At 37.7% G+C, this 14,794-nt stretch carries 9 protein-coding genes; 1 reads left to right on the top strand and 8 read right to left on the bottom strand.

Going from position 1 to position 14,794, the window contains the following annotated elements; genetic code table 11:
• Window positions 1-58: 58 nt before the first annotated feature.
• From ASE92_RS06295 to ASE92_RS06325, 7 genes are all read right to left on the bottom strand, one after another.
• Window positions 59-1,690: a polysaccharide lyase family 1 protein gene (locus tag ASE92_RS06295; protein ID WP_056849183.1), complete on the bottom strand. Its 1,632-nt coding sequence runs from the start codon at window positions 1,688-1,690 to the stop codon at window positions 59-61.
• Between the two features lies 1 nt (window position 1,691).
• A complete protein-coding gene (locus ASE92_RS06300) occupies window positions 1,692-3,347 on the bottom strand; it encodes a polysaccharide lyase family 1 protein (RefSeq protein WP_056849184.1) in 1,656 nt (551 codons plus the stop codon).
• A 369-nt stretch (window positions 3,348-3,716) separates the two neighbouring features.
• Entirely contained in the window at window positions 3,717-4,685 is a 969-nt protein-coding gene (locus tag ASE92_RS06305) for a hypothetical protein (RefSeq protein ID WP_056849185.1), read from the bottom strand.
• Window positions 4,686-4,727: 42 nt separating this feature from the next.
• A complete protein-coding gene (locus ASE92_RS06310) occupies window positions 4,728-6,572 on the bottom strand; it encodes a RagB/SusD family nutrient uptake outer membrane protein (protein WP_056849186.1) in 1,845 nt (614 codons plus the stop codon).
• A gap of 10 nt (window positions 6,573-6,582) precedes the next feature.
• A complete protein-coding gene (locus tag ASE92_RS06315; protein WP_056849187.1) occupies window positions 6,583-9,744 on the bottom strand; it encodes a SusC/RagA family TonB-linked outer membrane protein in 3,162 nt (1,053 codons plus the stop codon).
• 535 nt (window positions 9,745-10,279) lie between these two features.
• Complete coding sequence (locus ASE92_RS06320; protein WP_056849188.1) at window positions 10,280-10,948, bottom strand: DUF3826 domain-containing protein; 669 nt, start codon at window positions 10,946-10,948, stop codon at window positions 10,280-10,282.
• Window positions 10,949-10,965: 17 nt separating this feature from the next.
• Entirely contained in the window at window positions 10,966-12,597 is a 1,632-nt protein-coding gene (locus tag ASE92_RS06325) for a fucose isomerase (protein ID WP_056849189.1), read from the bottom strand.
• A 228-nt stretch (window positions 12,598-12,825) separates the two neighbouring features.
• Between ASE92_RS06325 and ASE92_RS06330 the strand changes: the two genes are divergently transcribed.
• Window positions 12,826-13,695 carry an AraC family transcriptional regulator gene (locus ASE92_RS06330; RefSeq protein WP_056849190.1) on the top strand — a complete coding sequence of 290 codons (870 nt, stop codon included), beginning with the start codon at window positions 12,826-12,828 and terminating at the stop codon, window positions 13,693-13,695.
• Window positions 13,696-13,855: 160 nt separating this feature from the next.
• Here ASE92_RS06330 and ASE92_RS06335 read toward each other — a convergent pair whose 3' ends face one another.
• The gene (locus tag ASE92_RS06335; RefSeq protein ID WP_056849191.1) at window positions 13,856-14,788 is read right to left on the bottom strand and encodes a dihydrodipicolinate synthase family protein; all 933 of its coding nucleotides are present in this window, start codon (window positions 14,786-14,788) and stop codon (window positions 13,856-13,858) included.
• Window positions 14,789-14,794: the final 6 nt, after the last annotated feature.

The following is a 14,794-nucleotide window of genomic DNA, read 5'->3' on the forward strand; positions in this document are numbered from 1 at the left end:
CTTTCGCTATTGAACCCATAGCTTTAAGATTGCTTCGTGCCTCGCAATGACGATTTCCCTATGGTCTCACTTTATTGATATCAACCAAACTATTTAAATACACCTCGATATTGGCATAGCCTGATTTCGAGATTTTTGCTGCGTCACTGGCATCCTTAGGGTTCAAGCCATTTTTAGTTTCCCAGGCATCTGGAATCCCATCTTTATCCGAATCGAGGTAAGCTTTACCTTTGTATTCAGGATAACCACCAACTTGTGCAATATCAGAAATAATTCCTTTTTTGTATGAATCAGCTGGCAAGCGGCGTTTAACATAATTCTGAGCAGCGGGAAGTTTTCCATCTTCTACATGCTCAATTTTACCTGTTGCAACCTGTTTAACGATACGCTTGTCTACCGCATCGCGTACCGGTAAAGATGCACCCGCATTTGCCAGCACATAATCATACGCTTTTTTGGTATCTATGATCGAAATTTTTGCCATTGGAAGTGGTTTATTAACACGGATAGAATCTAACAACTTCTGCATATCACGTTTGCTTTCTGGCTGAACGCCACCATCCCAATTGTTTTGAGTTACTTTTTCATTGCCTTCTACAATATTTCCTGTTACGTAAGCCTTGCCAAACTCATTTTTGAACCTGATATCTCTTCCCGATTCTGGCTTTAAAATGCGATAAGAAATTGGCTGACCTGCAGGCGTTATAGGACCTGGTTTATAATAATTGTTTACAAAACTATAAAATGAAGCATTGTCGCCACCATCGGCACTTCTATTCCACCAGTTAAAAATAACATTGTTCGCGAAACCGAAATCGCCGTACATCCCAACAGAAGGGTTTCTTGCAATATTCGAAGCCCAAAGGTTACGCATGAAGGTAGAATTCAAACCGCCAATCGTACTTCCGAAGGCATGATTATAAGTATCTAAAGCTTCAGAAAAGATCGAATTTTGAATGGTTACATTCACCGTTGGAAGTTTCTCTGGTTTTGAACCGTCTTTCGGATCATAAACATGGCGGTAAATAGACATGTTTTCATCTAATCCCCAACTTGCTGAAACGTGGTCAATCATGATGTTTCCAACAGGATTGCCGCCGATTGCGTCATCTCTACGGGTAACATCGGTAGCTCCACGGCGGAAACGCATGTAACGAATCACGACATCGTGTGTATTAATCCAAACCGATTCGCCAGCTATACAAACCCCATCGCCAGGTGCACTTTGACCAGCAATGGTAATGTATGGTGCCCGAATAATCAGCGGTGTTTTTAATTTGATGATACCGGCAACGTTAAACACAATGATGCGGGCACCACCTTGCTCGCAAGCTTCACGTAAAGTTCCTTTACCTGAGTCTTCCAGACTGGTCACTACATAAACCTTACCACCTCGACCGCCAAATGAGTAGGCTCCACCACCTTCAGCACCTGGAAAAGCAACCATTTTTGCCTGAGGTAAATCACTTGGTTTTGCAGCCCATGGAATGTAAGGTTTGCCTTGTTTTGCCTCAGCATCAACTATAGGTTTTACTTTTAGAAACTGTAATTCCGATTGCTCTTCAATACTTTTTAAAAGTGAATCGGCTCTTTTTTCCATTGCTTCGGGTATTACCGGATATTGCGCAAAAGCAACGTTCCCGATACCACATAACACAGCAATGCTAAAAATAGAATTCCACTTACGCATATTAGTTAGGTTTTACGGTTGAAACATTTACAACGCTGTTCAAATAAACTTCGATGTTTGAATAGCCACTTTTCGAAATTTTTGCAGCGTCAGATGCATCTTTAGGGTTCAATCCGTTTTTCAATTCGTATGCATCTGGCATACCATCGTTATCAGCATCTTTGTAAGGCGTGCCTTTATATTCTGGATAACCACCCACTTGACTCACATCGGTTATAATACCCATTTTGTAAGAATCTTTTGGTAAACGACGGTGTTCAAAATCTTTCTCTGGTAACTTTACCCCTTCAATAAAATCAATTTTACCAGTTGCAACCTGCTTGATTACCCGTGTATCCACCGGATCTCTTTTTGGTAAATTAGCACCAACATGGGTAAGCACATAATCTTTGGCTTGTAAAGTTGGTAAAATGGTAATTTTTGCCATTGGGAAGGGCTTTCTCACCCTCATTGCTGCAAAGTATGGAGAAGCCTGCTCAAATGTCATTAGCTCGCCTTTTTTATCTTCAAGCTGCACACCACCATCCCAGTTATTTTTAGTTACTTTTTCATTTCCTTCGATAATATTTCCTTCTACGTAAGCACGGCCGAAAACCACATAAGGCAATTTACTACGACCACTTTCTGGTTTTAAAATCCGGTAGCTGATCGGTTCTTTTAAATTGGTCACCGGTCCGGGTTTGTAATAATTGTTTACAATATTGAACAAGGCAGTGTAATCTCCACCATCTGTAGAGCGGTTATTCCAGTTGAAAACCACGTTGTTTGCGAAATTGAAGATTCCATTCCAACCAATTGAAGGATTTCTAGCACCATTATCGGCCCAAAGATTACGCATAAAAGTACAGTTTTCACCGCCTAAGGTACTACCGAAAGCATGGTTCCAGGTATCTAAAGCTTCAGAGAAGATTGAGTTTTGAATGGTGATGTTCACCGTTGCTAATTTATCCTCAATTTTACCCGTGCTATCATTGTACATGTGGCGGTACATCGACATATTCTCATCTAAACCCCAACTTGCCGAAACATGATCAATCATAATGTTACCTACCGGATTTCCGCCAATCGCATCATCGCGGCGACCTACAAAAGTCTCGCCCCTTCTGAAACGCATGAACCGAACAATCACATCGTGTGTATTTAACCACACCGATTCTCCAGCCACGCAAACGCCATAACCAGGAGCAGTTTGACCTGCAATAGTAATATAAGGTGCACGAATAATTAACGGCGTTTTTAATCGAATGATACCAGCAACGTTGAAAACAACGATACGGGCTCCACCCTGTTCACAGGCATCACGCAACGATCCTGGACCACTGTCGTTCAAATTTTTAACTACAATAACCCTTCCACCGCGACCACCAAAACTATAAGCGCCCCCACCTTCAGCACCTGGGAAGGCAATGATATCCGATTGAGGTAAGTCAGTTGGACGACCAGCCCAGGGAATATAGGGCTTACCTTGCTTAGCTTCCTGCTCGATAATGGGTTTCGCTTTCTCCCAAGCAATGTCTGATTGGTGATAAGCAGCTTTCATCATCGAATCTGATGCTTTTTTAACATCAGCAGGAATGTTGGGGTATTGCGCAAAAGCCGAACCAGCGGAGAGAATTAATGCTGATGAAAATAGTAGGTTAAAAAAGTTTTTTTTCATATTGTTTTGCTCCTAAGAAAAGCAAAGAATTGAAGCTAATATCTTTAACTGAAAAATATTAATAAACGTGGCTCATTTCTTTGTCAGTTCAAATAAAAAATTTTGGTTAGAAAGTATATTAAAATTTAAAGTTAACCGTAATATGTGGCTGTTTTGTGCAACATTTTGACTTAAAAGTATATCATATTAGCAATAGCTGAAGAATATGCATTTAAACCTGACTGTTATAACTTAGCCACGATACAAGGTATAAATAATTTTCATATATAAATGTAACATTCTTAAATGAAAAAGGAAGCACTCGCTGCTTCCTTTTTTCAAACCAAATATATATAAAATTGTGGCGGTGTTTAGCCGCCAAGAAAAGCGTTATCGTTGCACTTTTATACTAACGTTGATGAATGGTCTTTTTTCATAATCAGAAGTTACAGCATTAATATAAATCATTCCATACTTACCTTCTGGTGTTAAAAAAAATACTGCACTACCACCGTTAAGACCATTTACTAGGGTAGTTCCAACCGTAGCATCAAGGTTGATAGTCCTTGCTTTTGCTAATGTTTCTATGGTTGAACCTGACACTGCGCCTGTGAGAAATGCTGCCGCTTGGCTTGTTATAGGAGCACTAAATTTTGTGGTTCTCTTGGGTGTCCATGTACTAATATCATAAACCGTCAATGGATTTACCGCTACGCTAGGAGAATACAAATTGTAAGTATAAGATATCGCCGTTGGTGTCGAATTAGAAGCCAATTTTCTGTAAACACCAAAGTCTATTTTAGCTGAGTTTGATGCACCATTTGTGTAACTATAACTTGATGCATCTGAAAGCGAAAAGAAGCTTGGCAACGATTTACCAACACTATCTGGCAAATAAATATCTCTATTGGCATAAACCATATAACTTGGATTCACTTCGATGGTCACACTTTTCTTACCATCGCCTATAAAAATGCCTTTTTGATTAAGAGCATAAATCCTGTATGTTGTTTTTCCATCACGAGTCATTGTAAGCTTTAATATATCTGAAAAGCTTCTACGTTTTGCTGGATCGTTAATTGCAATAATCGTACGCTCTGGGGTTTGTGTTCCAGAAGATTTCTCTATGGTATAGGAATACATATCCTCGGATGCTGAATTGATAGTGAAATCAATCCAAACCTCATCTTTATCGTTCACCAATTTGTAGTCGGTTACGCAACGAGGATCGCTATTATTATAGGTTACGGTTACATCCGTAAACATGGTAAATATATTTTCTGATTCCTTTTTACATGAAGCAAACAACAATATGCTTAATGCAATAGAGAATAACTTGTGAATATTTTTAGTTTTCATTTTTGAATTTTTAAACTGACAATAAAAGATAATATTTCCTTATTAATCTAATGGATCAAATGTTCCACCCGGCCAACCAATCGTAGTGGCAATATTAGCACCGAAATTCACAAAATCACTATGAAAAGTATAGAAATAGTGAAATTCAGGAATATTATAAGGCAGATAAGTTGTATTTGTAACTGTTACGGTTCTAAAATATCTATTATATGTAGTTCTATCATTCACATTTATGGTTTCTCTGAACATTACGCCGTTTGTGGCCGCTTCTAAGATTCCTTTATCTGTTGTTGCACTTAATTGTATTTCCAATTTTGACATGTTGCCTGTTAATAAATGCATCGTGCGTGATCTTCTCAAATCAGCATTGCGTTTATTTTCGAAAGCAAATTCGATTTGTCTCTCATTTAAAATTAAAGTCCGCAATTCAGCAGTGCTTCCAGCTAACCCTAAACCATAATCGGCATCGCCAGCCAAAACACCTGCTCTAACACGAATTTGTCTAACCAAATCTTTTGCACCTGCGATATTTCCTGTTTCATTTAAGCAGTCGGCGTAATTTAACATTACTTCAGCAAGTCTTAAGTCAATCCAGTCCATCCCACTTCCACCCAATCCATTATTATAAGCTACTGCGCCTGAAGTAAGACCGGGAGTTGTGAAGCGTTTTACATATACGCCGTTTCCATTTGATTCGTTAACAGCTGTATTATAAGTCCATTGCTTTCTGGTCGTATTTCCACTTAATGGATAAACGCTTCCATTATAAGCAAAAGTAGCCTCAAATCTTGGGTCTCTATTCTGCCAGAATAAAACTGGGTCATAAGTATAAGCTGTAGATAAACCTCTTGGTTTACCATCCCGCATTGGATAGGCGTCAATCATTTTTGTAGTTGGTGTATACAATGAATTGTATGATCCTCCTTCTGAACTTGGTCTATTCCTTACTTCCGCATTATTACCTCTGTTCACCACTGTGCTTGAATAAGTTCTTATCAAAATGGCTTCCGTATTAGCTGTTCCTTCTATTCGGAAAATATCAAGGTAGTTTGGCATCAATCTTTTCCCTGCTGCAAGCGCTAAATCGTACGCTTCCTTATTTGCAGTCAAAGCATCAGTCCATCTGGTCGCCTGATATGGATGTTTGGCATCATTTGTCGGATTAAATTGTGGGCTAGCCCAGTAAAATAGAACTTTAGCTTTTAAACATGCCGCAATCAGTTTCGTTATTCTACCATCTGTCGAATTGAAACCTTCGAGCATTTGCATTGAGTTGTTTAAATCCGAAACTATCGCAGCAAAACACTCTTTAGCACTTTTTCTACCGCCCATGTAAACAGAATTTTCTAACTGTTGCTCTAATATCAGTGGTACACCCCCATAAACTTTAACCAATTCAAAATAGGTCATTGCCCTTAAGGCATAATATTGACCTAATAAAATACGCTGTCTATCAGGAGCCATAGTTCCTTTTGGGATATTTGTGATTGCATCGTTACATCTTGCAATATCCCAGTATTTGTTATCACCAGGATTACCACGGTACTGATTACCTGTGAACCGAACATCGTTAACTCCTAATACACCTTGTAAACCTAGTGCTGCCCTTGCGTTAGCATCATTGTCCGGAAAGTAGCTTTCGTCACTCGCAAGATGCACACCATAACGATCAGGAACTACTTGTAGTGGGAAATATGGCATTACTACATCATAAACCCTATTTAGATGCAACTGAACAGAGCCTTCGTTATCCCAAATCGCTGCATCAATTCCTTCTGTATCAGGTAAAAGAAAAAATTCATCTTTGTTTACACATGCCGGTAAACATGCTGCCATTGTTAAAATTAGTGCAGCCTTTCTTATGTTGTTTTTAATTTGCTTAATCATGACTAAAAAATTATAAGTTAACACTTAACCCCAATGAAAGAGTTCTCAAGATTGGATAATCGTAAGCACTTGAAGTGTACGGATCCTTATATGGCAAAGGATTTATAATCGTCCAAAGGTTGTTACCTGTTAACAAAATACGTGCTCCTCCTATCCCTAATTTATTTGCAAATGCAGTAGGTGCTTTGTAACTCAAGGTCATGGTATTAATTCGGATCATAGTTCCGTCTACTGCCCAGAAGTCTGAATTTTTTGTTAAACCTGGATCATCAAAACGAGGGAATTTTCCGTCCATTGGGTTTTCCGGAGTCCAGCGATCTTGCCATATAGTCAATACATTTCTAGTTGCTGATGGCGCAATCCTTGCTCTACTGTCATAAAAAACTTTGCCACCAAACCTTGCATTGATATTGGTATTTAGAGAGAAATTCTTATAAGTCAAATTCAATGAAATACCAGTAGATAAGAATGCATTTGTATTATTATATAACGGTTTCATATCACTATCTGAAATTACACCGTCGCCATTTGTATCTTCGTAATATAACCATCCGGCCTGCGGAATTACGTCATACAATCTGTAATTAGGATATTTAGCCATCCATGCATCAACTTCACCCTGTGTTCTAAACATACCCAGTGATTTTAAACCAATATTGCTTGATGAATACACACGTGGATCAGTTCCAAATTGTGTTTGCCAATCTGGTGCCACATTGTTGATTAACTGACCAGGAGCATATAACGTTTGGGTAACAATAGAATTCCCCCAACCAAAATTCATGCTGGCACTGAGATTCCAATCTGTTGCTAACTTCGCTCGGTAACCAATACTAAATTCCGATCCCCAGTTGTAGGTCTCTCTATAATTCACAACTGGTGCAGCTGTACCGAAGTAAAGCGGAAAGAGGTTATTCCCACCGAGATCGAACGCATCGTAATTACGATTTTGGAACACCTCAACACTAAAGTCAAGCTTATTATTAAACATGGAAGTTTCTAAACCAATGTTTACTGTTCTTTTCTTTTCCCAGGTAATATCGGGGTTAGCTAACCGAGAACGATTTAAGCTATTTTGATTAGAGGTACCATATAAATATCCATTTGTTACGTCGATTTGGAAACGATCTTGCCATAAACGACTACCAACCCTATCATCTCCCGTTATGCCCACGTTAACTTTTAGTTTAGCGAAATTGATAAATTTTAAAAAGTCAGCATTTTTGAAGAAATCTTCTTGACTAGCTACCCATCCAAGTCCAACATTTGGCGAAACGCCCCAACGGTTACCTGTCGCAAAATTTGATGAGGCGTCAATACGGGTAATTACCTCTAATAAGTATTTCTTATCGAAATCATAATTGAAACGTCCAAAGAACGATCGCTTTGAAACTGCGGTTCTTCCGAAGTTTTGACGAGCTAAACTTGTTGCGTCGAATGCCCAATACTGATCGATATCTGGAATTAGCTGATTAGTATAACGAACAACCGATTCTTGAGAATTACTTTCACTTTGCTCTCCACCTACCAATAAGTTAACAGAATGCTTGGCAAAAGATTTGTTATATTGTAAAGTTAAAAAACCCTGATAACTATTATTATCTGAAACACCCGGTGTTATATTTGCACTAGCTGCGCTTGTTGGCTCAAAAAATGAAGAGGTTGACGACGTATTAACTAATTGATCTGTAAACAGTTGTTGATTATTACCACTTCTTACATAATTATATAAACGATATGGGGGAGCATATATGGTTGATCTTGTAGCACCACTAGCTTGCGAAATCTGGAATTTTGCTGTTAATCCTTTTAAAAACGTTGGTTCATAAGTTATTGCAGCATTAATACGATAACCTTTATTACTGCTTTTATTGTAATAACCTGATTCAGCAACAGCTTTTGGATTTACCGTACTGTTGTTAGCATTAAAGTTTACATAATTACCATTGATACTTATTGGTACCCATTGCGGAATACTCACAATGCGTTCAAAAAAAGTATTATCTTGGTCATTAGCATTATGATGAAGTTCCTTTGTATTGTAATCAACATTGAAGTTTACGTCAGCTTTTAAACCAGCAGCCAAAGTAGCTACTAATCCACTTCTAAAACCATACTTATCAAACTTCATCCCGGCGTAATTTCCACTTTCACTTTGATAGTTTCCGCCAGCAAAAAATGTAATTTTATCTCCACCACCAGAAAGACTAACATTATGTCGTTGGGTTGTAGCAGACTGCCAAACCTCATCATACCAACTTTTATAATTTAATGTTTTGATGTATGCTAAATCCTCAGGTAAAAAAAAACTTGATAAAGGGGCTCTTTGAGTTCGGTATGTATCATTCAGCAATAGAGCGTGATCATATGCAGATAACATTTCAGGAGTTTGAGCTGCATCAGAAATACCTAGATATCCGTTGTAACTGATGCTCGGCTTGCCAACTTTACCCCTTTTAGTAGTTACTAACACAACACCTTTAGCACCTGATGCACCATAAATGGATGCTGAAGCATCTTTTAGGAAGGTTAAATTTTCCACCATCGATGGGTCAATGTTATCAAAGGCATCTCTTGTTACAGTTATCCCATCAACTACATAAAGTGGTTCATCTGTCGCACCATTTAATCGTGCTTGCTCAGATACAGTCGAATTCCTAATGTTTAATGTGATTGGAGCACCAGGCCTACCTGATACCTGCCCTACACCAACGCCAGCAATTCTGTTTCTTAAGGCTCCGGCAAGATTAGGAGCAGGAATATCCTGAATTTCTGCTCCTGTAATAGTAGCTACAGAACCTAAAACTTCAGATTTTTTCTTAACACCGTAACCTACAACAACCACATCATCTAATGCAGTATTATCTTCAACAAAGTTAACGGTGACGCTAGTTTTTCCGGCTAATGGAACTACTTGTCTTACATAGCCTATGAAAGAAAAAACCAAAGCATCAGTTGCTGGGTCGGCGATTAATGCAAATTCGCCCCTATCGTTCGTGCTAACATTATTTGTTTTCCCACGTATGCCTACAGTCACTCCGGGTACGGGTTGCCCGTCCTTTTTATCAACAACCTTACCAGTAATTTGTCGCTGCTGTGCAAACAACGAAGTACTGATAATTGTCATGAGTGCTAATACCCAAGATAATTTGCGTAAAAATTTTAAGTTCATATTTATTATTTGGTTAGTTTTTAATACTAATTACATTCAATTGAGGGTTGAACAAGCTGGCTTGTATCAAATTTATTTTGTTAAATATGTTTATGTGAAGCAAATTTTATTTTGACTTTACAGCTTAATTAATGTTAGTTTTCTGGTTGAAAAATGGGTGGCTTGCTTAAATTTTGAAGTTCCTTATTGCTTGTTAGTTAGATAAAGGAATTAGGTTGCTGCTTTTTTACAAAGTAACCTGATCAAATTTTAACTAAGATGGCTCATATCTCTTTGATTCTGTTAATGTTTGTTTTGGTTAGAAAGTATAATCAAACTATTAAAAAAAGCTTAATTATAAAGTCTTGATAAAATTTTAAGCTTGTTATTGTATTATATTATCAATAAAACAAAACAAGCAATAGTTACCGTTATTACAATTTTTAATTAGGTTACAATATAGAAATAATATTCATATATAAATGAAATATTCTTAAATAAAAAATGTTAAAAAATTTTGGCTGCTTTTTAACCGTTAAAAAAGCGGCCAAATAAATTAATTTCCTTGGGCTTTGGCTTTACGTCTTTTCTCCCACTCAATACCTTCCTTTTTCAAATCGTAACCAGCAGCAGAAAGATAATTATTAATTCTTCCTTTATATTTCCCAAACCAAGCATGCTTTTTATCCGATGATTCTGCATCCATTGCATATTCACGGGCCTCAGTGAGCCAAACCAAAATTTGTTTTTTCTGATCCTCAGTTAGCGTCAAAATCTCTTCCTGGTAAGCTTTATAAGTAATTGGCAAAACGTTGTAAGTCATTCCATTTTTTACCAAATCAATTTGATCCTGGCTTAAATGAGCAGAAAGCTTGCTGATATATTTATTATGAAGTTTGGCCAACGATTCCATCACCCCTCTATTTTGCTTAACCAAAGCAGAATCTCTTTCCACCTTATTACCTTCCAGTTTGCTTTTAATTTCCTTTGCTTTTAAATCTCTAACAGCATAAATATCATTTAGATTGCTGTATTGATCTCTGATAATATTCCTAACCTTTTCCGCTTTTTTCGCATCTGCAATTCCCAGATTTGCCACAATTTTATCAGCACGTTCGGTAATTGATTTTACGTACTTCGTTTTTTCCTCAGGAGTCATTTTTTGAGCAAAAGTTGTTGCTACAGTAGAAAAAGTTAATAGCAAAGCTAATATTGATAATTTCATGTTTGAGTATATTTAAATTAAATTCTATTTTTTGATAAGTTGACATCACCACAAAAGTGCACTTTTAAACCCAATTCGTCCAAAGCTGCAGCTTTTATTCTACAAGCTTCATGCGCATTGGCTTCATCATTTGTGTAAACCACCTGAATGTGGTTCGCCTGATGCCTGGCCATTAACTGATCGCGACTTACACCTTTTAATATAGCATGCATAATTGGCCACTCTGGTGTGGTTCCATTCCACCTTCTTTCGGTTTCTTCTTTCGGCAGGGCGACCACTTCTCCCACGCCTAAATCGCAATGTAATTCATTATCCTTCACATATACCCTACTCCAAACGATAAAGCCAGGTTTACTTATTCCTTTTAAAGACCCACCGCCCAAGCGAAAGTACATTGCCGGTTGCCGATCGCTACTGGCGCCAGCATAACCATCAATAAAGTGTGCCGGTGGAGCAGCACCCGAAATTAAAAATAACCAGACAAAACCATCAACGTCGCCACCTTTGTAATATTCTCCCCAACGGATATCATGTAAAGTGGTTTCACCAGACATCCCTAGTTCGTTCCAAAGTTGATAAGTTACCAAAGCATCTAAACCAGCACATTCATCAACTTCGTTAAAATGTGGCAATGCGTTTTGAGGATAAAGTTCCTCCCCTGACTTTGAATAAACCGGAGGGCGCTCCTGGTTATTGAGTAATCCCTCCACCAAATCGCTGGCAACGGTTAAATCTTTTAAACCCTGTTGATATTGGATTCCAATGGTGTCGCAACTAAAATCATCAGCAATGCGCAAGGCTGCAATATACATTTTGCACTGCTCCAGTGTTTGTTTGCGGGTAAGTTGGGTCACTTCATCTGTTCCCCAATTAAATGTCATTCCTTTTTTGAGCAACCATTGAAGAACCTCTTCAGCCTCATTCTCTGTAATTTCCAACATCGCTGCGTAAAGTGCCGATTGACTCAATCGTTCCTTAAAGAAACCTGTTTTATGGAGCAGCTCATCAGGGATGATGGCATTGTACATTCCCATGCAGCCTTCATCGAAAACACCCATTATAACCTTGCTCTCTTTTAACGAATGGGCAAATGTTCTTCCTGTTTTTTCGTCTTCTGCCGGTATTTTGTTTAGCGCTAAGCTTTTAACATGACTTTGATCGTAAGTGATTTTACCGGTTGAAATCCATTCTTGTAAAGCATCGATAAAAAATTCATCGGTAAAATTTTCGCTCCACAAAGTGCTGTAAGAAACGCCCGCTTTGGTTAAGCACCCATTTAAATTGAGCATTCCTACTAAACCAGGCCATTGCCCACTCCAGTTGGCTACCGTTAATATCGGACCTTTATGCGTAATTAAACCTGCAAGAACGTGATGAGAATATTGCCAAACACTTTCTGCTACTATTAAAGGTTGGTTTGGATCAATATTTCTAAAAATATCCATACCCATTCTTTGCGAGTCGATAAAACCGTGTTTTTTCTCTGAATTATATTGATGAGCTCTTTTGACTTTCCCACCTAATTTTTCAATGGCAACAGTTAAATCATTCTCCATTGCAACTTGCGCCGGCCAGCAATTTTGATTTGCTGAAAGTCGTAAATCTCCGCTAGAAACAAGCAAAATTTCTCCTTGATAACCTTCTCTCATAATTTATTAATGAACAAAAAATTTATAGAAAAATAATTTGTCAGCTTATATTTTGGTTAAACCTTATTGGGCTATATACAAAACTCAACAATAGAAAACGTTATTTAATAATCGTTTTTATCAAATTAATATAGGATGTTACCATAAAACTTACTAACTTTAAGTCAATTAGCAGCACGATTAAATAATAACGATATTTAATCTTAACCAAATATTAGTTCAATAAATATGAAACCTCACTTTCATAAAGTTCCTGTTACGCTTCAAAGTTCATTTAGTATCCGTCATGATATTAAACCTGATTTTGGAAATATTTGGCACTATCATCCAGAACTGGAATTGCATTATGTAATGAAAGGAGAAGGTGTTCGGTTTATTGGCGATAACATCAGTAATTTTGAGCCGGATGAGTTGATTCTCCTGGGCGAAAACTTACCTCACACCTGGCGCTGTAAGGATGAGTACTTCCAAAATAACCGGGAGCTTAACACCGAAGCGATGGTAATTCATTTTTTGCCCGATTGCCTGGGAAAATATATGCTCAATTTACCCGAAGCCTATTTATTGCCAAAGCTATTTGAAAAAGCAAAAAGTGGAATGGTTATTAATGGAACTGCAAAAGAAAAGTTGGTTAAGCTAATGCGTTCTGCTATTGATGCGACAAATTTAGACCGCATTATTATTCTGTTATCTATACTGAAAACATTGGCCGAAACTGACGAGTATTCGACCATCGTGACGAGCAAAAATACTTTTTATCAATCGAACGAATCAGAGACTTTGCGCATTAATAAAATCTGTAATTACACTTTAAGCAACTATAAAAAGGACATTACACTTGAAGAGGTAGCTAATTTGAGCAATTTAAGCGTTACCTCCTTTTGCCGTTATTTTAAGTTGATGACCAAAAAGACTTTCTATGATTTCCTGATTGAGATAAGGGTAAGCCACGCCTGCAGGTTTCTAATAGAAAATAAGCTCCCTACTGAAATGATCTGTTTTGATTGCGGTTTTAACAACGTTTCAAACTTTTACCGGCATTTTAAGAAAGTTACCGGGATGACGCCCTTAGATTATAAACGAAAGTATTTGAATTAGCATCATAATATCTGGGCCACAGATCCGAATATTGATTAAGAATAATTAATTATGATTTTGCAACTCGCCTGATACGAAATCACAAAAAATCGTTCAATTTGTAATACTGAAGTGCAGAGATTTAAAATTATTGATTATCATCTTAGAATCTGCGGCCAAACTAAATAAATACCTGAATATTTAAATCCGTTCTTAAAGCAGTGTAATCGTCATATAATTTCTCTACCTCCTTAACAATGGTCGGTGTAAATGACCCTACATTTCTCCTCGTAAATGTTGAGATATTTAACCCTCGTTTTTGAAGAAAATATTTCGAAACTATTGGATAAACATTGTGCATTACATCCATGTTATCGATTAAAAATTGTTGAACAGCATTTACTTCTTCTACCAGACTCTCATCATTATAGTGGTCGCAAAGCCATACGATTAACTCCGGAAAATAATTGCCCTGAATGCAGGATAAACCAGACGTCCCCGCCTTTAAAGATTCTACCGCATGCACAATATACGCATCGTATAAACCAAAAGCGTTGCCTTGTGTTAGCCTAAGTTTTTCTTTAATCTGTGTTAAATCCAGACAGGTATCTTTGTGGTAGATTACTCTTCCTGTCGATACAAAATCCGCCAACTGTTCAGGTTTCAAAACTCTTTTGTAAGGCACAGGACATTCATAAAAGCCGATGGGAATTTTGCCAGTTTGATTCAGCAAGTCATAAACCCGATCATTAAAAACAGCGTCGCTCTCCTGCTCGTCTGCCAACAAACCTGTGATGGCAATTACAGCTTCAACGCCTAAATCACTCACTTCTTTAACAAAATCTGCTTGCTTAGTAATTGTACCGCCAAAGGTTCCGGTAGCCACCACCGGTACCGAACCATTTACTACTTTTATTACATGTTTAATGGCTTGGATACGTTCCTTTTCAGTTAATTCAAACATTTCACTCGAAAGGCAATTAGCAAATAAGCCAGAAGAACCCGCTTGCAAATAGATTTCGGTTAATTGTGTTAGGGCAGGATAATCTACTTCGCCGTTACTTAAAAAAGGTGTAAGCATTACTGGGATAAACCCTTTTTGTGCATTTTCCATTTTATA

The sequence above is a fragment of the Pedobacter sp. Leaf41 genome (assembly GCF_001422545.1).
Classification (GTDB): Bacteria; Bacteroidota; Bacteroidia; order Sphingobacteriales; family Sphingobacteriaceae; genus Pedobacter.